Here is a 23,302-nt window from a genome sequence, read left to right as displayed (position 1 = left end):
CAGATGTCACCCCGATGTCATGCCCTGGGGCGGACAATGGCGTCATGCGAGTACTGGTCGTCGAGGATCACGTGAAACTGGCCGGCCGGATCGCCGAAGGGTTACGCGATGCCGGGATGGCGGTGGACGTCGTGCACGACGGCGCGGCCGCGCTCGCCGAGGCCGGCCACACCGCGTATGACGTGATGGTGCTCGATCGGGATCTGCCCGCGGTGCACGGCGATCAGGTGTGCCGCGTTCTGTCCGCCGCCGCGGACGGGCCTCGGATTCTCATGCTTACTGCCGCCGCCGACGTCGATGACCGCGTCGACGGCCTGGAATTGGGCGCCGACGACTACCTCGGTAAGCCGTTCGCCTTCCATGAGTTGGTGGCGCGGGTACGCGCGCTGGGCCGGCGCGCCGCGTCTGCACCACCGATCGTGCGCTGCGGAGACCTCACCGTCGACCGTGCCCGGCACCGGGCCAGCCGCGGCGGGTGCGCGCTGTCGCTGACCCGCAAGGAGTTCGGAGTACTGGAAATGCTCGCGGGCGCCGATGGCGCCGTGGTCAGCGCCGAAGAGTTGCTCGAACATGTGTGGGACGCCCACGCCGACCCGTTCAGCAACATCGTCGCGGTCACGATGACGCGGCTGCGCCGTAAGCTCGGTCCGCCGCCGCTGATCGAGACCGTCGTGGGCAAGGGGTACCGGATGTGACAAAGCCGAAGCTGACCATCCGGGTACGCCTGACGTTGCTGTACACCGGCCTGTTCGCCGCCGGCGGAGCCATCCTCGTGGTCATGAGCTACGCCCTCGTCGCGGCCCTGCCCACGGTGGAATCCTCGTCGATCCAGATGCCGAATGGCGGAGTAGACACGTCGTCGTTTCACGTATCGGATCGGCAGGCGTTTGAGCCAATCTGCCGGCAGGCCCTCGCCACCAAGGACACCGACCCGAGCCTACGAGACAAATGCTCGGTGGCCTACCGGATCTGGGGCGCGCAAGACCAACGCGACGCGACACTCTCCCATTTGGTGCAGTACTCGGCGACCACGCTGGCCGCAGTGGTGGCCCTCGCGGCCTTGGCCGGCTGGATCGTCGCCGGGCGGGTGTTACGGCCGGTGCACCAGATCGCCGCGGCCGCCCGCGCAGCCACCGAAGACAACTTGTCCGCACGGGTGGCGTTGACCGGTCCTCGCGACGAGCTGCGGGAACTGGCCGACACATTCGACCACATGCTCGGCCGGCTGCAGACTACGTTCGAGAGCCAGCAGCGGTTCATCGCCAATGCCAGCCACGAGCTGCGCACCCCACTCACCCTCATGCGCGCCACCATGGACGTCGTACTCGCCAAGCCCGCGCCCACCCATGGCGAGCTGCGTGGCATGGCCCACGACATCCGCGACGCCGTCGACCACGCCGAAGCACTCGTCGAGGCCCTTCTCACGCTGGCCCGCAACGAGCGCGGGCTGACCGTCGCCGAGGACGTCGACCTGGCCACTGTCGCCGAGGACGTGCTGGACGCTGTCGATCTGATCGACCGGCGGCCACACGCGTCGCTGCAACCCGCTGTCACATCAGGCGATCCCGTACTCCTGGAACGCCTCGTCGCGAACCTCGTCGACAACGCCGTGCGCCACAACCATCCTGGCGGCGACGTCTGGGTCACCACCTCCACAATGAGCGAACGCGCCACCGTTGTCGTGGCCAACACCGGCCCGATCATCGCGCCCGACGCCATTGACGGCCTGTTCCAACCGTTCCACCGTCTGAATCACCGCACCACCAACGACGGCTTCGGGCTCGGACTGGCCATCGTCGCGTCGATCGCCGCGATGCACCACGGCACCGTCACCACCCACCCCAGACCGGAAGGAGGCATCTCCGTCGCGCTGACGTTGCCTGTGAGTCAGTCCAGGACGTCGGTGGGCTGATGGAGGAGGGGGTCTCACCCCCAACCCGACCGGGCATGGACCATCCAGCAGGCCCGGAACCTGCCGATAGACCTGGGAGAACGCGCCGGCGCGTTCAGGTTTCTCATCCGGGACCGTGACGGCAGGTTCTCCCGCTCCTTTGATGAGGTGCTCGCCACCAATGGTGTACGGGCCATCAAGACGCCCGTCCGGTCACCACAGGCGAACGCGTTCGCCGAGCGGTTCGTGGGAACGCTACGCCGAGAGTGCCTCGATCACCTGCTCATCTATGGTGAGCGGCACCTGCATAAGGTCCTGGCCGAGTACGAACGCCATTTCTACCATCATCGCCCGCATCAGGGCCGTTCGCTTCGCCCGCCGTTCTACGATCCCAGCGAGGCAATCGACATGGCCTCCCGAATCCACCGACGAAGGACCGCCACTGGACTGATCAGCGAGCACCACCGAGCCGCCTGAAAGCCCGGTAAACGCCCAACTCAGCAACAGTATCCGCGTTTTGGCACCGCACAAGTCCGCTGGCTGTCACCAGGTGCCAGAACCGGTAGGTCAGGTAGTCCGGGCGTATCGGCCGGCCGTCATCGCGAGTGAACATCCACCTGACCGGAACAACTACGAGATCGATCAATTCGCTGATATGAAGGCGACCTATGTGATAGCCGTTGAACCGGATCTCCGCCAACGGCACATGGGAACGACCCGGCCCGTAAAGGGAAACGGGAATCTGTGGTGCTGTCGGTTCATCTATGGAACAAGTGGGTGGGCGATGAGCGAGCGAACGTTCGAAGTCCGACTGTGCGGGCGCCCGACCCGTTCGGGCAGCCCGTGCAAACAACGCGTCCACGGATCCGACGTGGCGTGCGGTATTCACATCACCGACCACGAACGGGCCCTGTCCGAGGCGTACCGGCGCGGCTGGCGGGAGGGGCACTCCGGCGGGTATGACAGCGGACGCTCGATGGCCCGGCAGGAGATCGAGCGACTACAGCGGCGTGTCACCGAACTGGAGCAGCATCTCGACAACGCCCAGCGCTACTACGAGATCAACGGCGACCAGGTGGTCGAGGTCGGCAAGTACGCCTATCGGTGGCGTGGACACCCACCCCTCAAGGTCGGCGAACGAGTGTTGCTTCCCGAGAACTGGGTCAGCCAGATGGCTGAAGGCCGAGGGACGTTCGTCGGCGAGGTGACCAGGCTCGGCGCTACTTACCGCGGCCACCTGTCAGCCATCGTCGGCAGAGCAAAAACCGACCAGAGCTGACCCATATTCTTCCGGGGATTCCCATCTCGCTCACCGGCCAACAGGAGATGCTCTGACCGATACCAACGTCGACAGCACCCATCCGCGATCCCGTTCTCGACTCATCGATATCGAACCGGGATATTCCGAACGGTCAAGAGGCCATCAAAGGAACAGCGATCGGCCGCCGACCCGGTGTTCCGTGCTCGCCACGTGCTCTTCGGCCAGCGAAACGCGTAGACATGGGCCGACAGGCTTGGGTATTTCCGGGGCAGCATAACCCGGCAGAGCGACACAATTGAATACGCTAAGATGGTTTGCGACGTAAAAGCTCGCGACTTTTAATCCGTAGGTTCCGGGTTCGGGCCCCGAGGACAACTGGATGATCCTCATCCAACTCCAGCCAGCAACCTAATCCCTGGGCGTACTCCGCGCCTGCGCCCTTCCATGGATCATGAGGTCAGGTGTCGTAGGAACCTCACTGTGGCATTGCCCGAGCGTGCTGCCCCGAAAGGGCCGCCCATCGCTCAACATCACGTACCTGGCCACCTGGCGGCCGTGCGGAATACCCGTTCACCTGCACATCCCTCCAGCCGGCATCGTTCACGTCAGGCACGGGAAGTTCCGCTCCGCCGCGCTCGACGAGCACTAGGGCCGTCGCTATGAAGCCCTCCATGAGTGAGTGCAGGATTGGATGGTTCGAACGCTCGTAGCGCTCGATGAGTGCACTCACGAAGGCGGCGAAGACGGCCAAGTCGACCTCACATTCGTCGCTCTCCATAGGGCCGAGTCCCGTCGGCAATCCCGCCTCGGGGGCAAGCGCCTCCGCTGATCGCATGAACAGGCCAGCAACCCCGTTCGAGGGGTTCCAAAGAACTTGATCGCCTACCTGGAAATACTGGCTCATGTTTTTTCCTCGCGTTCCACCTGTCCGGACCCCTCTGCAGCAGAAAAGACGCCGCCTATCCAGATTTGACGCCTACGGTCCTAAGCTGACGGCGCGGGTACGATTCCCGTTACCCGCGCGCCTTCTGCTCCCTCCACCACGTCAGATCCACCTCCCAGTTCATCGGCTCAGCCCACTGCTGGGCTCGTTTGATGATCTCGTCCGGAAGACGTACCGAATGCTCCCGTACGTAGTGGGCCAACCCCTGCGGCCACAGGAACACGCCATCTGTGAACTCCAGGCTGCCGTTGGGCTTGTCACAGAGCCGGCATAGCGAGAGGCCAGCCGTGGCGTAGGGCATGTGCTGACCGCTCTCAAGGTACAGAGCGACCAGGTCACGCTCTTCGAGACTCCAGTAAGGATCGCTCCAGTCCTGCGGCCGAGGCCATTCTGGAGCGTCGTGGCTCCACCAGTAGCCGATCAGCCGCAATGAGGAACGGGCATCTACCATGCGGTGATACTTGCACAGTCGTGTTCCGCCCTCGGCTCTCCAAACAGCCTCTTCGCGTGCCCGTCTCGTGCCCGATGGGGTGGGGAACAAGGGGGAACAGCAGGGAGTCAACGGGGATGGCGATGAGTGCCGTTAGCTGCGTCTTCGAATGCAGCCCTTACGATCGCCACGGCGTGGCCGGCCACACTACGTGCTTGGGGCGATCGACGATCCAGGGTTCGTTCCTCACCCTGGCTCACCGGAAACGCGCGATCCTTGGGTCGGGGGCGTGGCGATGGCGGCTCGGCCCGACGGACTTCTGGGTCCTGCACGCCGGCGAGACGCAGCTGTACGCGTTCCGCCCTGACGAGCCGCACTTCCCGAGCGACTTCGAGGGGGCGAACTTCTACGTTCGGCCCTCGCGCATCACGGACTGAACTCGCGCACTCCTGAGGTGGCCGAGTTCTTGGCACCCACACGCGACCGAGAGGTGGAAGTCAGCGAGCTTGCTCCCCCCACGCTCTGCGGCTCCGGCGAATCCTTATCTTGGGCCTTGTCAGCGTCGACGTATCGCGCTGGGCGTCACCCGCATCCGCCTCCACCGGAGTCGCCTCCCGAGAAACCTCCGCCGGAGTCCCCTGAGTAGCCGCCGTTGTCGCAGCTGCCGTTGTTGCCGGACATCCCCCAACTGCTGATGAACGGGATACCCGGATTGCCGGAGCCCCTCCGCGTGGAGGGCCGGCCGCGTAGCAGGGACGCGAGCGCGCCCACGACGATGCACACAACTGCGATCACCAGGCCGGCCGCCACGATCGTTGAGACTGTCACAAGACCACCCCCATAAATCCCTCTACATGGTCGTTGCTTTCGCCCACGGTAGAGGCGGCACAAACGGCCATAAGGCTTTTGAGCCTTTTGATTGGCGGTGACACACTGGGTCTCCGCTCAGCCGCCAGGGGAGAAGCAGTTGTCCGGATACATGTGGGCACTCGCAGCGCTCGGGACCTCCATGGCGGTGCTCGACGCGTACCGGATCCGGACCGGGCAGCTATCCGTCCGCTGGGTGCGAGAGGCCGGGAGTCCGCGCTGTACGGCGAGACCGGCGAACGCCACTCAGCGACATCGACCTGCTCAGCACGCCCGCTCACGCGCCGCCTGGACAAGGTTCTGACCGATCTCGGTTATCGTCCGGCTGCCTTCGTGCTCCAGGAGCATCTGATCCACTACAACGGGCACGGCCGGACGCGATGTTTGAAGCGTCCCCGCAGGTCACCGGGGAGATTCTGGTGGCACCTCACGAGCGGGCATGCTGAACGTCGGCAGCGGTGAGACTGGCGATGGGATCGACATCGGCGATATGAAGCTCCCCGGACCATGGAGGCCGCCATCGCCTACCTCGTGCTGTGGCCTCAGAACAGTCCGGCCTGTACTCCATCCGGTGATGCCAGACGTTTCGGCGCCAGGCCCCCAACGCGGTCAAGATCGAAAAGCGTCCGCCAGCGGCCCGTCCGCCCGCCCCCGGCCACCAGGCGCTCGAAGACCCGCGCCGTGGCCCGCACGTCCGGCATCGCCCGATGACGGCGCACAGGCGGCTCGATGCGCAGATACCTCACCAGGTCATCCAATCGGTGCGATAACAGCTCCGGGTACAGCACACGGGCCAGCCGTACGGTGTCCAGCAACGGGACAGCAGCCAAGACAGGGCAGTGGGCCCGCTGGTGGGCGATGAGTCCTGCCTCGGTGGGCGCGTGGTGGGCGACCAGCCGGTACGGCGGGGCCGTAAGCAGGCGGTCGAGGTCGGCCATGACCTGCTCGGGTCCGGCAGCCGTGGCCAGCATCCCCTTGGTGATACCCGTCATGCGCACGTCGAAAGAGGTGACGGGCACCTCGGCAGGCGGTGCGATCAGCGACTCAAAGCCCCACAGCTCCGACAAGCCGTCGACCGTAACGGTGAGGGCGAGGACCGCCACCTCCACCGGAACCGCCGGACGCCCGGCAGGGGTCAACCCCTCAAAGTCGATGACCAGGTAGGTGTGGCCGGCAAAGGCGGCATCGTCATAGAGCGGCGAGGCGTCAGACATCAGCCGCCCTGTGCCGGGACGTGTTCGATGCAGCGGCGCGGATGTCGCGCAACCAGCGGTTGAATGCTGCCTGATAGCTGCGGCCCCCGTCGACGCGCGATTCGGGGACGCCGGCATTCGGCACCGGTTCGGGGCCGTCCCCCGGTCTCCACAGCGGCCCGCGCGGCTCGTAGGCCGGGACCGTGTCGGTGATGCCGTCCCACTCGGCCACGGCCAGCCCCGCGGCGGCCAGGGGCGGATCGTGGGTGGCATCCACCAGCGTCCACCGGCCATCGATCAGTGCCTCGGCAGCCGAATGCACGTCCTCCCGCGACGGCAGCAACCGCACCTCTGCCGGCCGGTCGGGCAGGTGATACAGCCATCGGACCCGCCGGGCCGGGTAACCAAGCGCCCGCAAGGCCCCGATCAGATAGGCCGATTTGGCCAAGCAGTCGCCCCGCCCAACGACCATCAGCGTCTCCGCGTCATGGGCGCCGTCCGTGGCGTACGGCACGTCCCGTACGGCGAGGAACAAGGCGATCCGCTCAGCGCATGAGTCCACGCACTGACCGTACCTATCTGAGGCCGCACGCACATCGCTCTCCGCTGGGTGGGGCGCCAGCGAGTGCTACTGCTGCGCTATGCGGAAAACGGCGGCTTCTGGGCCACCCCGGGCGGCTCCCTCGACCACGACGAGGACCACATCACCGCACTGCACCGCGAGCTTCGCGAAGAGCTTGGCATCGACCAAAGCAGCGTCCACCTGGGTGGCGAAACCAGGCCGTACGGCCGGTCGTCATCCGGTGGCCTGGCAGGTGGTGCCCGGGGGCGGGAGCCGCAAGCTGGTGAAGTAGCGGTTGACGTAAGCGGTGACGCAGCCGCCCTTGCCGTAGATGTAGAGCGCGTGGCCGTGTCCGTCGTACTGGACGCTCGAGGAGCCCGGCACGCGGCGGATGATGTTGGCGACCTCATCGTGGTCGGTCCAACTGCCGATTCCGAGGAAGGGCACCAGGCCACTGGTGGGCAGCGGCGCCGGCGGGTTGGTGACGGGAGCGGGCCAGCCGGCGCAGCCCAGCGGCCACCACGCCCGCTGCCCCGCGAAGTTCGGCGACAGCTCTTGCGCCCTGCGCAGTGCGGTGCGGTAGGCCTCGTAGCTCTCGTACCCGCGGCCGTCGAGGCAGTGGGTCATGTTCTGCCCGGCGAGCGAGGGGAGCTTGGGGCTGCCCGTGGCTCGCCGGACGTACTCGGCGAACCCGGAGGCGTCGCCCTCGGCGGCCTTCTTGATCGCCTCGGCCAGCTCGACCCAGCGCGGGACGTCCGGTTCCGGGCCGGGCGAGGTGAAGCTGGGGGCGGCGGCCACCTTCAGGTCGAACCCGGTGTAGGCGGCCCCGGCCGGGTCGTTGTGCACCGGCACGGGTGAGCGGTCGGCGGCGGTCACCAGCCGGCGCCACACCTCGCCGGCGTCCTGGCCGTGCAGGGCGCAGGCCGTGGCCGAACGGCACCAGGCGGCGAACCGCGCCAACTGCTTCTCCTCCTTCAGATACGCGGAGGGCTCCCTGGCCGTTGCCCCCTCGACATGGCTGACGGTGCCGTCCATGACCATGGCGCGGATGCGGGAGGGGAACAGGCGGGCGTAGGCCACCGCGGGATGTCCGCCGTAGGAGGTGGCGAGGAAGCTCAGCCGCTGCTCGCCCAGGGCGGTGCGGACGGCCTCGATGTCGCGGGCGACGGAGGCCGAGTCCATGTGGTCGAAGAACTCCGGGTCTGCCGACCGGCACCGCTGCGCGTGTTCGTGGTTGGTCCGGGCGAGTGCGGCGTACTCGGCACGGGTGTCCGGCAGGGTGATGTAAGGGCCGGTGGCCAGGCACTCGTACGGCAGCACCCCGCCGGGCTTGACGGTGTTGCGCGGAGCGAAGGTGACCACGTCGAAGCGGTCACGCAGCTTGGCGAACCTCCCGTGGAACTGCTTCAGCTCATCGATGCCCGACACACCAGGGCCGCCGGGGATGGAGAACACCGTGCCGATCCGGCGTGCCACGCCGGAGGCGGGAAGCACCGCGACGGGCACGGAGATCTTCCGTCCCGCGGGCTCCGTCCAAACGAGGGGCACCTGGACGGAGGCACAGCGCATGTCCTTTGGGGCGTCCTTGTCGGTACACGGCCCCCAGACCGGCCAAGACGGACCGGAGCCGGCCGAGTCTGCGGCGGTGGGCACCGCCACCAGAGCGGTCAGGAGCGTCTCGGCCGCTCCAACGGCCAGCACCTTGAGGTGCCCCTTCAGCGCGGTCACCGTGGCGCCCGCCGTCAGCGCGGCGGCGACGTAGACGACGAGCAGCACGGCTGCCGCCCCCGAAGGCAGCAGGCCGCCGCCCACCCCGGCGATCTGCGACGGCAGATTCTCCATCATGTACGAGCCCACCTGCGAACGCAGCGGCGACGGCAGCGCCTGGGCGACGATCGGGATCACCAGGAAGAACATGACGAGCGCGACCAGGCTGCCGGGGGTGGACCGGATCGCCGCGCCCACACCGAGCCCGATCAGCGCCGCGGCCGTCATGGACAGCCCCGCGACGACCACCGTGGCGAACACGCCCGGCTCCGACAGCGGGGTGCCAAGGGTGCTCCCGTCAAGCAGCATCTGACCGGCGCGGTCGCCGAGGACGGCCTGGGCGGCCAGATGCATGGCGAACGCCAGCACCTGGCCGACGACCAGGGTGACCGCGGCCAACCCGGGGATCTTGGCGAACAGGAACACCTGCCGCCGCGGCACCGCCGCCAGGCTCGTGCGAATCATCCCTGTGGCGTACTCGGAGGTAATCGAGAGCGCGCCCAGCGTGCCCAGCACAAAGTAGGCGACCGGCAGCCCGGTGCCCAGCCCGGCACCGTTGCCGGCGAAGCTCAGCCGCTCCTCGAACGTCTGGCCGTCGAACCCCCGGCCCACCAGGTACGCCACCCCGGCGCAGACCAGCACGGCGAGAACCGAGACGGCCAGTAGGTAGACGTTGAAGCGGAGCGAGCGAAGCTTGTACCACTCTGAGGCGATCACGTCCCTCATCGGGTCACCTCCGAGACGGTCGCGGTGATGGCGGGCCGGGCGCCGTACTGGACGCTGTCCTCGGTCAGCTCCATGAACGCCTCCTCCAGCGAGGCGCTGCGCGGCGTCAGCTCCCGCAGCGCGATGCCCGCCCGCAGGGCCAGCTCGCCGATTTCGATCGCGTCCATGCCCCGCACCGTCAGGCCGCCGGGCGCCGGGGCATCGGCGGTCACGCTCGCGCCGTGCGCGCGCAGGGTCTGCGTCAGCCGGTCCGGGCGCGCCGTGCGGACCAGCACGTCGCGCTGGAACCGGGCGGCGAGCGCGTCCGTCGTCGTATCGGCGATCAGCCGGCCGCGCCCGATGACGACGACATGGTCGGCGGGGAGGGCCAACTCGTTCATCAGATGGCTGGACAGCAGAACAGTGCGGCCCTCGGCCGCCAGCGAGCCCAGCAGGTCGCGGATCCAGCGGATACCCTCCGGGTCCAGGCCGTTGAGCGGCTCGTCGAACATGAGCGCCGCCGGGTCGCCGAGCAGCGCGCCCGCGATGCCGAGGCGCTGCTTCATGCCCAGGGAGAACCCGCCGATCCGCCGGCCCGCCACGTCGGTCAAGCCGACCTGATCGAGCACGACGGCCACCCGCTTCGAGCCGATGCCGTTGCTACGTGCCAGGCAGCCGAGATGGTCGCGGGCCGTACGCCCGCCGTGCACCGCCCCGGCGTCCAGCAGCGCCCCCATCGTGCGCATGGGCCGGCGCAGCGACGCGTACGGGCGCCCGTCCACCAGCGCCTCACCCGCAGTTGGGATCTCCAGCCCGAGTACGACCCGCATGGTCGTGGACTTGCCGGCACCGTTCGGCCCCAGGAATCCGGTCACCAGTCCCGGTTTGACGGTGAAGGTCAGGTCGTCCACGGCGAGCGTGCGCCCGTACCGCATGCTCAGCCCTTTCACTTCGATCACGTCTCACCCTTGTCCACCAGGTCAGGCCGATCAGCTCGATCCGATCGGCGGGACCAGCCTCGCGGTCCGGGGCTCCGGCCTCCATGGGCGTCGGCCCACCGGCCGGGGTGGGAAATCGCCACCCCAAGGGGTGGGGCCAGCCCCACCGCCTTCTCCTCGCCCGCAGGGCAGACTGCACCTGTGATGGGGATACGACCCGCGTTCGGCGGGCCGGCGCGGCAGGCCGTCAATGCTCTGGCGGGGTACGCGCGGAACGGAGTGAGCGGCCTGGCGGCGCTGGCGCTGAACGCGGTCACCGGCCTTGCGGCGCTGGTGGTGCTCGCTCTGGTGCTGGTGAGCGGCGCCCTCGTGCCGGTGGCCGGTCTCGGGCGGGCGCCGCTCGGCCTCGGGCTCGTTCTCGTCCACCGCCTGGCCGCCCACCAGCGCCGCTGGGCGGGCCGGGTACTCGGCGAGGACGGCACCGCGGGGAGCCACCGGCGCGAAACCGACCAGCCATGGCGGGCCACTCTGGCACCGGAACCGCGACGGCGCGGCACGCGGCGTGAACTGGGTTGGCTGGCCGTGCACCTCGTCACCGGCCCAGCCCCGGTGGCGGCGATGGGGGCGATGCTGGCCGCCCTGGACTACGTCTGGTTCCGGCTGCGGCCGGTGGAGACGAGCACGCTGAACACATTCGCGCTCAGCTTGTCCATCGTGGCCATCGCGGCGGTCGCCCTCATGGCCATCCCCCTGTTCCGCATCGGGCAGGCACGACTGGCGCGACGGCTGCTGGATGGCGGCACCGCGACGGACACGCGGATCCGGGCGCTGACCGCGTCGCGGGCCGCGGTGGTCGACGCGCGCGCGGCCGAGTTGCGGCGCATCGAACGCGACCTGCATGACGGCGCGCAGGCCAAGCTGATCGCCGTCCGCATGCACCTGGGGCTGGCCCGCGGCTCCCGTGACCCGGACGAGATGGTACGCCTGATCGACGAGGCGCGGCAGGTCGCCGGCCAGGCCCTGACGGACCTGCGTGACCTGGTGCGCGGCATCCATCCCCCGGTGCTGTCCGACCGCGGCTCCGGGGCTGCCGGTGCTGATCCTTTCGCAGTACGTGGAGCAGCTCTACGCCAGGGAACTGTTATCCGACCGCTCCGGCGGAGTGGGCTACCTGCTGAAGGACCGGGTGGGCGATGTCGACCGGTTCGTCGACGCGGTACGCCAGGTCGCCGAAGGCGGCACCGCGATGGACCCGGAGGTGGTCTCCCAACTGCTGACCCGCCACAGCCGCGACGAGCCGCTGGCCGCCCTGACCCTCCGGGAGCGTGAGGTGCTCACGCTCATGGCGGAGGGAATGTCCAATCTGGCCATCGCCGCCCGCTTCCAGGTCACCGACAAGGCGATCGGCAAGCACACGAACAACATCTTCGCCAAGCTCGGCCTTTCTCCGTCCGACGACCACAACCGGCGCGTCATGGCGGTCCTGGCCTACCTGCAGGCCGCACCCGCACCATCACGACCACCGGTGTAGCGCTCACTCGAACTGCTCGGGACAGTGGTCAGCGGACGGTCGCCCACCCAACAGCTCCACGACACCCGCGAAACGACGACTGCCCCAGCAGATCGCCGGACGTGTCCGGCGCGCCCCGCCCATCGACGGTGTACGAGGACTCAGACCGTACCAAGATCGACCATGTGACCTCGCGCGCTGCGTAGCTGTTCAAGGCCGCCTCCGCCGAACTCGACCGGCACCGGCAGGGCTGGACCCTGCACCCTCTGCGGCACTCGGCCCTGCAGCATCTCGCCCAGGCGGGGCGCACTGCGCCCGAACCGAAGTCGGGCGGCCACGGGCTGATCTCCGCCGCGGGCGACTACCACCGCTTCACGCAGATGCTGCTGCGCGGCGGAGAACTCGACGGGGCTCGTGTTCTCGGCCCGCGCACCGTCGCCTACATGACGCGCAACCACCTTCCCGGTGGCGCCGACCTGGAGGAGTCCGGCCGGCGGGTATTCTCCGAGACCTCCAACAGCGGCACGGGGTTCGGGCTCGGCTTCGCAGTCGTCCAGGATGCCGTCAAACAGAAGGACCTGGGCTCGGACGGTGAATACAGCTGGGGCGGAGCGGCGGGCACGGCGTTCTGGGTGGACCCGGCGGAGGAGCTCACTGTGACCTTCCTGTCCCAGTGCATCCCATCCAGCGTTGTGCCCATCTTCGGCCATCTCCGCCAGCTCGTCTACCAGGCGCTGGTCAATTAGCGGGTCGTTGCGGGAGGGCGGCCGGCCACGATCCAGCGCGAGATCACCTTCGACCGGGACATCAGTTACCTGCTGAAACTGACCCGCTGAGAGGTCCCCGCCGCAAGCCCCTCAGGGGTTGAGGGGCCAAGGCTGCTTGCGTGTCGCCGAATCCGGCCGCGAGCGCTCTGCCGATCAGGTGGGGCAGATCGGTCCGCCCGTCGTCTTCGGCCCAGCGCACCAGCGCCGTGTGCAGGGCGGCCGGCCAGGCGCTGGCCGCCGCCTGGGAGTCCCCGTAGCTTCGGCCCAAATCCAACAGATATGCCTCTGGCCTGCATTGATAGGCAGGGCTCAGGTTTGGCCACCAGCCAGAAACCTCCACATAAGCGCAGGTCAGAGGCATATCTGGTGGATCCGGCGCCATTACTACCGGGACCCCAGCGTGTGCTGACGGGTCCTGGCGTACAGGTGGCGTCGATTTGTTGAGTCACACGAGCAGCACGGGGGTGAGGGATCCGTCAGGAGGTGGTCGCCGGGTGCGGGTCGCCGAGATATGGGAACCGGTCCAGGGTGTCGGTGTGCGGCTTCAGGCCGGTCGGCGGGGCCTCGTTCTTGGTGAGGAACGCGACGCGGATGTTGATGACGTCTTCAGTGAAGGTCCGGCCATTGGGGTAGGCGGCCGGCTTGGACGGGTCGAAGTGAAGCACGTCCGGCAGGAGCCCGTGCTCGTCGAGCGCGGTGATCGCCTCCTCGCGTGAGTAGCCGCCGGTGTGGCCCAGCAGGTGGACGAACTGGTCGGTCCATTTGTCCCGGTCGTTGACCGGTTCGCTGGCGTTGTAGTCCTCTTTCGTGTCGTTGGTGTTGAAGAAGCTGCTCATGGACGGGTGTCCGGCGCGGTCGGCGTGGACGAGTTCGCCGTCGCGCCGGAGGCTGCACCGGCCCCAGATGTGCAGTTCGGGGTTGGGTGCCAGTTCGGCGGTCGGCACTTCGATGGCCATGGAGAAGACGTTGGCCGTAAGGTTGGAGTCGATGCCGGTCCACGGGGATTTCCCGCCCAGATGGGGGGCGGTGAAGTTCCGCTTGCCGCTGGTGTCGAACAGGTTTGTGATTCCGTCGAAGTCGAAGAAGAAGGCGTCGCTGCGACTACCGGCGGCCACCTTGTAGTCGCCGCTGGTGACCACGTTGGCCTGGGGGCTGAAAGAGACGGCGGCGTCCGACACGATCTTGGTGCCGGCCGCTTCGGGCTTGCGGGATTCCGCGCCGGTCGCCATGAAGACGCTGTAGGTCTGGGAACCGTCGGACGCCGGTGGGCTGAAGACCCAGCTGAAGGCGACGTTGGTCAGGTAGTCGCCGTCGTTGTCGATGTTGAGGCGGTATACGGCGTCGGGGTGCAGGGCGTCCGCGTTGGGATTGGCGTTGAGGATGATCACGGTCCTGCTCGGGTCCCCGGGTGCCGCGAAGGCGTAAAGGTCGCACAGGTCGAGACGCTGGTCTCCGAGGGGCGGCCCGAGGCTGAGGCCGGTGAAGTGGTTGGACATGTCAGGCCCTTTCATGGCTCGCTCGGCAGGCAACCACCGGAACGCTCCAGCAACCGTTCCCCGTGGCGCGGTCACGTCCGCGGAGTGGTGTACGAGTTGATCTCCGCTTGATCCCGTTTCTGCAGGTTAAGCCCTCCCTGCCCAAGTGAACGAGAGGTATTGACCGGCGGCGAGTCGCTCCGCAGACAACCAGGGCGCGGCTGCGCGGTTTCCGGCCTTCATGGACGCGATTCTCTGCCTCCTGTGGAACGAACGCCACCAACGGCACGCCCTACGCGAGCGCATTCGCCACGGTCAGCAGCGACGTTCGCGGCAAGCCAGCCGTCCGATGCCTGGCGGGCGACGGCGGCCCACGCAGACCGGCGAGCGGCACGGCCAGCCCGTGCCCATCGAGTTGCCCAGGCTTTCCCGAGTAGCGTTCCCGCTGTGAGTAGGAATTCCGATGTCACGGTGATAGCGCGTCGGGGCACGATGGCCATCCTGAGAATCGTGTCGCCGATGATCAGCCAGCGGCTACAGCGCGCGAGGATTTCGCGATCAGGCTCCTCGAGGAGGCCGCCGACAACCATCCTGATCGCCAAGGCCCATTCACCAGGGAGGTGTCGTTCGACGACGCGTGCGACGAGCAGTGGCAGCACCGGTTCGCACGCGGTTTCGTCGAGTCGGTTCGGGTTGCTGACCAGACAACCAGCGGCGGGTTCCCATCCGCGGTGCTCCACATCGAGGTGACCCACCGGGCGTGGCTGGACCATGTCCGTGAGGGCGACACATGGGAAAGCTATGCCGAGGTCGAGACGTGGTTCGAGCTGGCCGAGTGTGCACCGATCACGCCGGACGGGACCGACGCTCCGATCGACGATCCAGGAGACTCGTTTATCGCAGTTCCACGCGTCGTGTGGGGAGACTGGCTCCAGATGGGTCCGGCGCTGCTTGAACTGCCGGCGTACGCGCCGACTGCCTACACGACGCGGGACAGGATCGACGATCCAGCACACATCCCAGCGGACTGGATCGGCCGGGCCGTGCGCGTCATGTTGGAGCTTCACGGGGCCGAGGATGTCTCGCTCGTCGACGGGACGGCCTCCACCTTGGCGTGGATGCATCTGGACGGGACCTTCGGTGTTACCCGGAACGCCAGGATCACGTCGATCGCGCGCCTTGTTCCGAAGGCCAGCCGCCGCGGGGGCAAACTCACCTATGCAAGAGTATTCGACCACGTGAAGGCCGAATTCGTCGGCGCCTATACGAGTGGCAGGCGCATCGAACTCGCGTTCCGTATTGCACCCGACCGGCGGGAACTGGACCTGGGCGCGTCAGCGGACGTACTTTCATTGCTGGCGTGGGGCGGGAACGGCAGGTTGGCCACTGACAGGCAGCCGAACACCGAGCTCGCCACAGCACTGGCCGCCGACGCCGAACGCCTCGACATCGGGGATTCGTTCCGCCTGATCGACCGCGTCGCCGACTCCTACGTGGCGCACTACACCGTCACCTACGAACCAGGTCACGATCTGGACGATCTTCCACCGCGCAGGATACGCGAGATCCTCACCGCCGAGTGGCCGACGGCCCGACTCTCGATCACCATGACCGACGAACGGTGGGCCACCCTTCCGCACGACGACACATGGGCGGATGACGTCGGCACCCGTGCGATCACCGGCCGGCCGTGACCTTTCTTCCCGGGTTCCGGCTCCGTAAGTGCCCGTGTCTGAACCCCTGCCCAGACTCGTGCAATGTCCTGCCATCTGAAGGGGCTGTCCATGGGCTCTCTTGATCGGGTGAGCGTCGAGCCGCCATGGGTGAGGGCCTGGACGGGTGGGCTGCCAGCCGTCCATGTCGGCAATGTCGCCGAGTTCAACGCCGTCTTCGGCGGGATCCCGGCGGTGTGTGACCACTACTCCTGCCTGGCGGCTTTTGGGAGTCCGTGGCCCGCCCTCATCGTGCTGCCGCTGCCCGTCCAGCAGTGGTGGATCCGGCACCTGGCCGCGACGCTGGGCTGGGGCGAGGTGAGGGTGCGTGGCGGGCTCGCGGCGGAGGGGCAGGGGGCGGCGGCCCTTGCCGGCCTGCCCGAGATCGTCTCGCCCGAGGTGGCGGTACTGCCCTGGGGCCGCACGCCGGCCTTCGATCGGATCCGGCCCGCTCCTGCCGGCGTGCTGGACTGTATCCGCCGCTTCGAGTCCAAGCGTGGCTCGCACGAACTATTCCGCGAGCTGGCTCCAGACCATCCGCGGATCCGGATCGCGGCGCAGCGCCGGGTCGCCTCACGCCGGGAGCTAAAAGCGGTGGCCATGCCCTATGTGCTGAAAGAAGAGTACGGCGTGGGCGGCGCGGGCACCCGAGTCGTGGCTACGCCCCCGGCGCCTCGCAGGGTGCGCGGCCTGCTGCTGGAGGAGTACATCGAGCCTGTCGCCAACCCCACGTTCGACGCTGTCATCGCCGCCGACGGGCAGGTGCACCCGGTCGGTACGGGTGCGATGACGATCGACGGCACCCGCTACCAGGGCGTCACAATCGGACCCGGCACACTCCCCACCGAACAGGTGCAGACCGCGGCCGCATTCGGTGCCGCCGTGGGCGCGGCACTGGCCTCCCGCGGTTACCGCGGCTGGTACGACGTTGATTTCGTGGCCGACCGGACGGGCGTGCTGGTCCCCATCGAGATCAACCTGCGGCTCACCGGTCCCGCCGTGGCCTTCACCATTCAGGCGGCGCTCGATCGCCTGCACGGTGCCGGCCACGTGGTGCGTACCCTGGACTGCCTGCCTCTGGGTGCCCGGCTGCCGTCGGCCGCGTTGCGCGAGCACGTCACTCGGCTGGCCGCGCATTGCCAGGAACTCGGCACGATCCTCCTGGTCACCATCCCGACCGCCGCGTTTGACCCCTTTCCCTACCTGGGGATCGCGCTCGCCGCCCAGACGATCGAAGGGCTCGACGAAGCGGAGCGGGCCATCCGCACCGCCAACGAGGCGCTCGGGGCCATGTTCACCCTGCCCGACCCCGAACGCGTGGTCAGCGCCGTCGGCGGGCGACGAAGACGACGAGCACCACTGCGGCAATCATGAGAGTGATGTTGAACCCGTACACCAGGGCGGCCTGCCGCGGCCAGTCGGTCTTGGCGGCCAGGCGGTAGAAGTTGTCCTGCGGCCACCACGCCACCAGCAGCCAGGTGAGCGCCAGCCAGGCCGCCGTGGTCAGCGGCGCGGAGCGGCCCAGCCGGGCCAGCGCAGGGCGGCTCCACAGCAGGACCATCACGCCCAGCCCGAAGGAGGCCCACTCGCAAAGGTAGAGCACGAAGAACAGCGCCGCCCACGGCAGTGGAACGCCGGACAGATCGGTGGAGAACGGCCAGAACATGTTGGTGGTCGCCGCGGCGAGAAAGCCGAACAACAGCGTGCCCCCGATCACCGCCGAACCGCTCCCGCCCGTTGCGTGGCTGCCCTTGCCACCCACGGGCCGCTGCCCCTCCACCGGCAAGGGCAGCGCTTCGATGTCGATCTTGCCGTCAGGCGTACGTGGCAACGCCGGCACCACCGCCACGACCTTGGGTAACCGCCGCCGCGGCACCAGCTCCGTCAGGAACTCCGCGTGTCGCTTGCCGTCCGTCTCACCGACTACGACGTAGGCGATCATCTGCTCACCTTCGACCACAACGCACTCCGTCACCGCCGGGTGCCTCGCTGAGCCTTGTTCGAGCTCGCCTTCGGTCACAGTCACCCCCATTCGCTCACGATCCGAACCGCGTCGGCCCGCGCCCGCACTCCGATCGTTCCGATCGACACCGACAGTGTGCGGGATGCGTGGCGGAACCGCCACGCATCCCACGCTGGCAGGCCGTCATCAGCGCGGCCGCCAGATGCCTGACCAGGGCAGAGATCCCATCGCCGGGACGGACCGGGCACTCGGTGACGTTCGTACGACTGACCGAGCGATGACGGTGCGGGCGGGCCTCCTCCTCGAGGCCCGCCCAGCGGCTACGCGACGACCCGGTAGTGCGTGGTCATCCGCAACGAGTACCTGACCGGCGAGCGGAACCGCTACCCGCGCAGCGTGTCCGAAGACGTTCTTGTTGCGCTCGCCGGCTGGCCCGCCAAGGCTCTGCGCTACGCCCTTCCGGATCTGCGCACCGTCGACGACACCACCACGATGGCCCTGGCTGGACGCAGCACATGCCGCAGATCCGTGACGAACATTCGCCCCGCCTGCCGCCGCTGCGTGGCCGCTCGCGGACTCACCGATCCCGCCCAGGTCAGCATCCCTCAACCAGACGGGCTTCAATGAGAACGGACACCCGGTGTCTGGCAATCAGCCCCGCTCGAAGCAGTGAGAGTGGCCGACGACGGAGAAGCCGCGGCGCTCGTACCAGTGTCGTGGCCAGTCCGCCGCATCAGCGGTCAGGAACCGGGTACCGCAGTCCTTGTCGGCGGCCAGGCGCAAGGCGGTGGTCAGGACGGCATCGGCGTAACCGCGCCTGAGGTGGGCCTCCGAAGTGATCAGGTCCTCGATCTGGGCTGTGCCGGTTGCCGGATCCAGATAGAGGTCGGCCCATGAGGCGACCTCGCCCTCCTCCGTGCGGGCACCGAGGAAGTGAACGATGTCGGCCCCGCGGCGGCGAGCCTCGCGTCGGTCGACGAGATGGCGTATGACCTCGTCGTCGACGTCTGGAAGGAGCCCCCGCCATCGCCGGGTGAGTGGGATACGTATCGCGTCGAGGTCCAACTCCTCCGCAGACCCGCTGGCCGGTGCCGGGCCCGCATGCAGCATGACCAGATAGGTGGAGTGGGTGTATCCATCCCGGATCAGTGGCTGTGCGCACGCCATTCCGACTTCGTGGTCAAGGACGGAGATCAGTCGGTGAGGCAGATGCCCCAGTGCCTCCTCCGCGATGGCGGGCACCGCCTCGGAGTCAACGACCGTGTCGATGATGACCTGGTTATTGGCGCGGGAATGTGCGAAGGCGTCGTCGTATACGGCGAACCCGCCCGGAAGGTCGACGCTGCGCGCGGCCTGGCGGCGGGCGAAGGCCGACAGGAAGGAATTGATCCGCTGTAGTTTTGAGTTTGACATGGGGGGAGCGTAGGCAGCCGTGGACCATGGCCGCCTAAGAATTACCCTCGGCGGGGCGAAGGCATCTCGGGTGCCTTCCAGCGGCGGCCGCGCTAGGCCGGGAAAGCCCGGTACAGGGCGCGGTGCGCCAGAGCCGCTGGTCGTAGCCGTTGCCCGGTCCAGGCATCCGCATAGAGGTTCTGACACACCAACCAACGGCCCCTCCGTTCACCAGAACGTCGGACCGACTAGAGGGCGAGGTCCCCGATAGGTGGTTGGCCAACCAAGGGAAACCTGGATACCGGAGACCTCGTGGACCTTAGCGATGATAAGACGAATCTCTCTTACCGCGGAGCAGTGGGCAATGCTGGAACCGCTTCATCTGTCTCAGTGCGGGCGGGAAACGGTCGGGCGGACGTAATCGGCTCCGCCGCACAGTTCGCCTGTCTCGGCCAGACACCATCGGTCGAGGCGCTGCGATCCCAGATCGATGTGACCGCAACCGGACGCGCTTCCGTTGGCGTCGCGCAGAGTCCGAGTCCCGCCGCCCGACCTAAGGAAGTACTCGATGCGAAAGGCGTTGTCGTCGGCCTCGCGATCACAGACCCACAGCTCATCGTAGGCCGCACTACTTACGGCGTAATCGCTTCCGTGCGTGTTCCACACCTGGTGGTCCGCCAGAGCGGGCGAGGAGACGGTCGTGGTCAGCCCGGCCGCTAGTATAAAACAGGCGGCGGCCGACACCGTTCGCCTGCGACTGGTTCGAGACATGTTTCTTCTCCTTTTCCTGGGGTTCAGCGTCGCGTGCGAGTCGAACTGCGGCGGGCTGCCGCATTCGGGGGCGCACCGAGCGGGAACACCGTGGTCATGGCCAGAGCCACGGCCACAACCACTCGGGTGATCTTCACGTTTACCCCCGAATCATCTGTTGGTACCGGTTGGCATTACCGGGGACGGTCGCCTTTTCTCGTGCCGCGTGAAGCGACGCAGCCGACTTTCGCAGAAGCCATCGTCACAACCGGCCGGGAGACATCAGAGGGTTATCCCAATAGGTCGCCCACGGGTCGATCGTCGAGAGCATGACGCAGGCCAAGACAGCCACCGCTGAGCTCTCAACAATCTCGGCTCGTCTTTCCCCTGACTGCCATGCATGGGAATGCGACTCATCTGACCTTGCCTGTCGCGCTTTAAGGATCAGGCGTTGGTGGCGTATGGCGCAAAGTCCCGGATGGTATTCCGACATACCCGCAAAGCATGAATGAACCTCGCGTCGCACGGCGGGCACGGCTCGCGTCCGGCGACGAGGTGAAGCGGCTGAAGCTCACGGCTGACCTGAGCAGTGACCAGGACCTACGCCCCACGCCCGCGGCCAGGTGGTAGAGCTGTTGCGGATCGTCGCGGACGCCACCCGATTGGTTCGACGTCCCCGCGCGATCCGTACTTCGACAGGAACACAAGCACTCCGCGTCCCCATTTCCGCAGGTTCTGGCCTCGGCCGACGATTCCGCGGTACGACCGAGGTCTTGCCGCAAGCCCTCCGGTGCGCTACAGGTTGAGAGTGGAAAGGCGCGGACAGTCCCCTTTCCCCCGAGCCGGCCGGTCTCTTCGAGGACGGCGTGCCGCCCACGTCGTGTTCGCTCACCGACCCGTCCGCCAAGAAGGCACCATCTGCCGGCTCTACGACCGGCGGCGCGCGGACTCCTGGGCCGCCGATCCGCTGCCGGCCGACAGCAGCTTCTCCGCCAGGACGCGGCAGCGGCTCGTGAGCTCCGGAGGGTCCAGGACCTCGAAGTCGTGCCCGAGCAGGAGCACGTGCATGAGGACGAAGTCGAGGGAGCCCCCGCCGCTGAGCACCTCACAGCGGTCGCCCGCCCTTTCTCGTACGACCGCCGCCGACGCCGGGATCTGGGCCCTGACCGTGCCGGCCGGCGCGTGCACGAGGAATCGCGCCTGGTGCGGGTAGACCCGGCTGGCCACGCTCTCCTGTACGTACGCCGCCGCGTCGGGCATCGCTCGTGGCCGGAAACGCCAGGTCCGGGCGGACACGCCGGTCATCCGGTCCACCCGGAAGCTGCGCCAGTCGTCGCGATCGAGGTCGTACGCGAGGAGATACCAGCGCCGGTCGGAGGCGACCAGCCGGTACGGCTCGACGCGCCGCCGCCGCACCTCACCCCCGGACGGATAGTCGAAGCCCGCCTCCACCTCGTCGCGGCAGGCCCTGGCCAGCGTCATGAGCACGTCGGGATCGACCGGCGTGCGGCCCCCGCCGAAGGACTCCACCGCGCCGGACAGCGCGCGCACCTCGTGGCGCAGCCGGGTGGGCAGCACGCGGTCGAGCTTGGTCAGCGCCCGGAGCGCGGCGTCGCCGGCGCCCGCGACCGCGCCGCCCGCGCTGGCGAGCAGGGAGACCGCGGTGGCAATCGCCTCCTCGTCGTCGAGCAGCAGCGGCGGCAGGTCCTGCCCGGGGCCGAGCTGGTAGCCGCCGCCGACGCCCTGGATGGCGTGCACCGGATAGCCGAGGGCACGCAGTCGTTCGACGTCGCGGCGCACCGTACGCGGCGTCACCCCGAGCTGGTCGGCGAGCTCGGGGCCGGTCCAGACCTGCCGCTGCTGCAGCAGGCCGAGCAGGGTGAGCACCCGCTCCGTCGTGCCCCGCTCGTCGCCGCCCACCGTCTCCATGTCACCACCTTGCCAGAGATAGCGGACCGAACCTGTCCGCTAGGGACGCGAGAGTGGTCCCATGAACGCAGACGACATCACGGTCGGCAGCACAGTCGACATGGACTGGAACCGTACGCTGCGCGAGCAGTTGGAGTTCCACTGGAATCACCATCTCCGAGTGCGGTTCGAGGGCCTCACCGACGACGAATACTTCTGGTCGCCCGTCCCCGACGCCTGGAACGTGCGGCCCCGGGGCAGCTCGACGGCTCCCGTGCGGGCCGGCACGGGCGACTACACGATCGACTACGCCTTCCCGGAGCCGAGGCCCGCGCCGTTCACCACGATCGCCTGGCGCCTCGGGCATGTCATCGTCGGCGTGCTCGCCATGCGGAACGCGGCCCACTTCGGCGCTCCGGCGGCGTCGTACGAGTCGTGGGAGTACGCCGGCAGCGCCGCCACCGCGCTCGACCAGCTCGAAACCCAGCTCGGCGTCTGGCTCGACGGGGTACGCGGCCTCGGCGAGGACGGGCTCCGCGTCCCGGTCGGCGAGAAGGAGCCCTACCCCGAGGCGTCCATGGCCGACCTGGTGCAGCACATCCACCGCGAGCTGATCCACCACCTGTCCGAGGTCTGCCTCCTACGCGACCTCTACCTGCACACCAACCCAGCCACGAACACGGCCATCAACCCAGCCACCAACCCCGCCACGAACGGAGCCCACTGATGAGCCGCGACATCCAGGTCACCTTCGACGCCCACGACCCGCAGGCCCTCTCGACCTTCTGGCGCGACGTGCTGGGCTATGTCCACCCCGGCCCTCCCGGGGTCGACCTGCCCGAGGGCGCCGATCCGCTGGCGGCGTGGCAGGACTTCCTCGCGGCGGCAGGCGTACCGGAGGAGGAGCGCAACACGAGGTCGGCCGTCGAGGATCCGGAGGGGCGTGGCCCACGGCTGTACTTCCAGCAGGTGCCGGAGGGGAAGGTGGCCAAGAACCGCGTCCACCTCGACGTTCGCGTGGCGCCTGATCTGGTGGGCGAGGAGCGGATGGCGGCCCTGGAGGCCGAGTGCGACCGGCTCGTCGCGCTTGGGGCCAAGCGGATCCGCCGTTTCGATCCGGCGCCGCCGCTGGAGCTCGGGTTCATCGTGATGGGCGATCCCGAGGGCAACGAGTTCTGCCTCGACTGACGACGAAGACCCGCTCCGCGATCGACGCCGCCCTCGACTGGGCAGCGGGCCGCGGGGAGCCGCGGAGTCGCGGGTCGCGT

General features: G+C 68.1%; 22 protein-coding genes and 3 pseudogenes. 14 read left to right on the top strand and 11 right to left on the bottom strand.

The features are described from left to right. The first annotated feature begins 44 nt into the window (after nt 1-44). From ABD844_RS08655 to ABD844_RS08640, 4 genes are all read left to right on the top strand, one after another. Nucleotides 45-695 (top strand): response regulator transcription factor, encoded by a 651-nt coding sequence (locus ABD844_RS08655; protein ID WP_344874769.1) that lies wholly within the window; start codon nt 45-47, stop codon nt 693-695. Continuing rightward, entirely contained in the window at nt 692-1,912 is a 1,221-nt protein-coding gene (locus ABD844_RS08650; RefSeq protein ID WP_344874767.1) for a sensor histidine kinase, read from the top strand. The genes ABD844_RS08655 and ABD844_RS08650 overlap by 4 nt, the downstream gene beginning before the upstream one ends. A 147-nt stretch (nt 1,913-2,059) precedes the next feature. Further along, entirely contained in the window at nt 2,060-2,368 is a 309-nt protein-coding gene (locus ABD844_RS08645; protein ID WP_344874765.1) for an integrase core domain-containing protein, read from the top strand. A gap of 394 nt (nt 2,369-2,762) precedes the next feature. After that, the gene (locus ABD844_RS08640; protein ID WP_344874763.1) at nt 2,763-3,170 is read left to right on the top strand and encodes a FliH/SctL family protein; all 408 of its coding nucleotides are present in this window, start codon (nt 2,763-2,765) and stop codon (nt 3,168-3,170) included. Between the two features lie 457 nt (nt 3,171-3,627). Here the strand turns inward: ABD844_RS08640 and ABD844_RS08635 are convergent, their stop codons facing one another. Both ABD844_RS08635 and ABD844_RS08630 read right to left on the bottom strand, forming a co-directional pair. Next, complete coding sequence (locus tag ABD844_RS08635; RefSeq protein ID WP_344874761.1) at nt 3,628-4,056, bottom strand: DUF6086 family protein; 429 nt, start codon at nt 4,054-4,056, stop codon at nt 3,628-3,630. Nucleotides 4,057-4,165: 109 nt separating this feature from the next. Then, complete coding sequence (locus ABD844_RS08630) at nt 4,166-4,546, bottom strand: hypothetical protein (protein WP_344874759.1); 381 nt, start codon at nt 4,544-4,546, stop codon at nt 4,166-4,168. Between the two features lie 194 nt (nt 4,547-4,740). Here ABD844_RS08630 and ABD844_RS08625 point away from each other — a divergent pair, with 194 nt between their 5' ends. Further along, nucleotides 4,741-4,962 (top strand): hypothetical protein, encoded by a 222-nt coding sequence (locus ABD844_RS08625; RefSeq protein ID WP_344874757.1) that lies wholly within the window; start codon nt 4,741-4,743, stop codon nt 4,960-4,962. A gap of 972 nt (nt 4,963-5,934) precedes the next feature. Here ABD844_RS08625 and ABD844_RS08620 read toward each other — a convergent pair. Together ABD844_RS08620 and ABD844_RS08615 are read right to left on the bottom strand one after the other, a co-directional pair. Then, nucleotides 5,935-6,606 carry a 3'-5' exonuclease gene (locus tag ABD844_RS08620; RefSeq protein WP_344874754.1) on the bottom strand — a complete coding sequence of 224 codons (672 nt, stop codon included), beginning with the start codon at nt 6,604-6,606 and terminating at the stop codon, nt 5,935-5,937. Further along, nucleotides 6,599-7,147, bottom strand: coding sequence for a transglutaminase domain-containing protein (locus ABD844_RS08615; RefSeq protein ID WP_344874752.1), 549 nt, complete (start codon nt 7,145-7,147; stop codon nt 6,599-6,601). The genes ABD844_RS08620 and ABD844_RS08615 overlap by 8 nt, the downstream gene beginning before the upstream one ends. Nucleotides 7,148-7,195: 48 nt before the next feature. Here ABD844_RS08615 and ABD844_RS53070 point away from each other — a divergent pair. Beyond that, a pseudogene (locus ABD844_RS53070) lies at nt 7,196-7,354 on the top strand (NUDIX hydrolase); the annotation flags it as partial. Between the two features lie 27 nt (nt 7,355-7,381). On the opposite strand, the gene ABD844_RS08610 reads toward ABD844_RS53070, so the two are convergent. Further along, nucleotides 7,382-9,640 carry an alpha/beta fold hydrolase gene (locus tag ABD844_RS08610; protein WP_344874750.1) on the bottom strand — a complete coding sequence of 753 codons (2,259 nt, stop codon included), beginning with the start codon at nt 9,638-9,640 and terminating at the stop codon, nt 7,382-7,384. Continuing rightward, nucleotides 9,637-10,578, bottom strand: coding sequence for an ABC transporter ATP-binding protein (locus tag ABD844_RS08605; protein ID WP_344874748.1), 942 nt, complete (start codon nt 10,576-10,578; stop codon nt 9,637-9,639). Before ABD844_RS08605 ends, ABD844_RS08610 begins: the two co-directional genes overlap by 4 nt. Nucleotides 10,579-10,761: 183 nt before the next feature. Here ABD844_RS08605 and ABD844_RS53065 point away from each other — a divergent pair. The 3 genes and pseudogenes from ABD844_RS53065 to ABD844_RS08595 form a co-directional block, all read left to right on the top strand. Beyond that, nucleotides 10,762-11,565: pseudogene (locus ABD844_RS53065) on the top strand (sensor domain-containing protein); the annotation flags it as partial. Nucleotides 11,566-11,638: 73 nt separating this feature from the next. Beyond that, nucleotides 11,639-12,088: pseudogene (locus ABD844_RS08600) on the top strand (LuxR C-terminal-related transcriptional regulator); the annotation flags it as partial. Between the two features lie 185 nt (nt 12,089-12,273). Next, the gene (locus ABD844_RS08595) at nt 12,274-12,813 is read left to right on the top strand and encodes a serine hydrolase (RefSeq protein WP_344874915.1); all 540 of its coding nucleotides are present in this window, start codon (nt 12,274-12,276) and stop codon (nt 12,811-12,813) included. Between the two features lie 497 nt (nt 12,814-13,310). Here the strand turns inward: ABD844_RS08595 and ABD844_RS08590 are convergent, their stop codons facing one another. Continuing rightward, nucleotides 13,311-14,330, bottom strand: a complete 1,020-nt coding sequence (locus tag ABD844_RS08590) for a DUF4331 family protein (RefSeq protein WP_344874746.1) — start codon at nt 14,328-14,330, stop codon at nt 13,311-13,313. 599 nt (nt 14,331-14,929) lie between these two features. Between ABD844_RS08590 and ABD844_RS08585 the strand changes: the two genes are divergently transcribed. After that, nucleotides 14,930-16,003: a hypothetical protein gene (locus tag ABD844_RS08585; RefSeq protein ID WP_344874744.1), complete on the top strand. Its 1,074-nt coding sequence runs from the start codon at nt 14,930-14,932 to the stop codon at nt 16,001-16,003. A gap of 108 nt (nt 16,004-16,111) precedes the next feature. Beyond that, the gene (locus ABD844_RS08580) at nt 16,112-17,395 is read left to right on the top strand and encodes an ATP-grasp domain-containing protein (RefSeq protein WP_344874742.1); all 1,284 of its coding nucleotides are present in this window, start codon (nt 16,112-16,114) and stop codon (nt 17,393-17,395) included. Here the strand turns inward: ABD844_RS08580 and ABD844_RS08575 are convergent. Beyond that, nucleotides 17,343-18,053, bottom strand: coding sequence for an AMP-binding enzyme (locus ABD844_RS08575; protein WP_344874740.1), 711 nt, complete (start codon nt 18,051-18,053; stop codon nt 17,343-17,345). The two genes, ABD844_RS08580 and ABD844_RS08575, sit on opposite strands and share 53 nt — an antisense overlap. 273 nt (nt 18,054-18,326) lie before the next feature. Between ABD844_RS08575 and ABD844_RS08570 the strand changes: the two genes are divergently transcribed. Next, nucleotides 18,327-18,611, top strand: coding sequence for a hypothetical protein (locus ABD844_RS08570; protein ID WP_344874738.1), 285 nt, complete (start codon nt 18,327-18,329; stop codon nt 18,609-18,611). Between the two features lie 24 nt (nt 18,612-18,635). Here ABD844_RS08570 and ABD844_RS08565 read toward each other — a convergent pair whose 3' ends face one another. From ABD844_RS08565 to ABD844_RS08555, 3 genes are all read right to left on the bottom strand, one after another. Further along, entirely contained in the window at nt 18,636-19,397 is a 762-nt protein-coding gene (locus ABD844_RS08565; RefSeq protein WP_344874736.1) for a GNAT family N-acetyltransferase, read from the bottom strand. Nucleotides 19,398-19,763: 366 nt separating this feature from the next. Continuing rightward, complete coding sequence (locus ABD844_RS08560) at nt 19,764-20,147, bottom strand: hypothetical protein (RefSeq protein WP_344874734.1); 384 nt, start codon at nt 20,145-20,147, stop codon at nt 19,764-19,766. 906 nt (nt 20,148-21,053) lie between these two features. Then, nucleotides 21,054-22,055: a helix-turn-helix transcriptional regulator gene (locus tag ABD844_RS08555; RefSeq protein WP_344874732.1), complete on the bottom strand. Its 1,002-nt coding sequence runs from the start codon at nt 22,053-22,055 to the stop codon at nt 21,054-21,056. A gap of 61 nt (nt 22,056-22,116) precedes the next feature. Between ABD844_RS08555 and ABD844_RS08550 the strand changes: the two genes are divergently transcribed. Together ABD844_RS08550 and ABD844_RS08545 are read left to right on the top strand one after the other, a co-directional pair. Further along, nucleotides 22,117-22,761 carry a DinB family protein gene (locus ABD844_RS08550; protein WP_344874730.1) on the top strand — a complete coding sequence of 215 codons (645 nt, stop codon included), beginning with the start codon at nt 22,117-22,119 and terminating at the stop codon, nt 22,759-22,761. Beyond that, on the top strand, nt 22,761-23,222 hold the full coding sequence (locus tag ABD844_RS08545; RefSeq protein WP_344874728.1) for a VOC family protein: 462 nt from the start codon (nt 22,761-22,763) through the stop codon (nt 23,220-23,222). Before ABD844_RS08550 ends, ABD844_RS08545 begins: the two co-directional genes overlap by 1 nt. Nucleotides 23,223-23,302 lie beyond the last annotated feature (80 nt).

This window comes from Nonomuraea antimicrobica, from assembly GCF_039536965.1.
Taxonomy (GTDB): domain Bacteria; phylum Actinomycetota; class Actinomycetes; order Streptosporangiales; family Streptosporangiaceae; genus Nonomuraea; species Nonomuraea antimicrobica.
The sequence above is the reverse complement of the archived record's forward strand: the minus strand, read 5'-3'. Positions and strand labels throughout refer to the sequence as shown.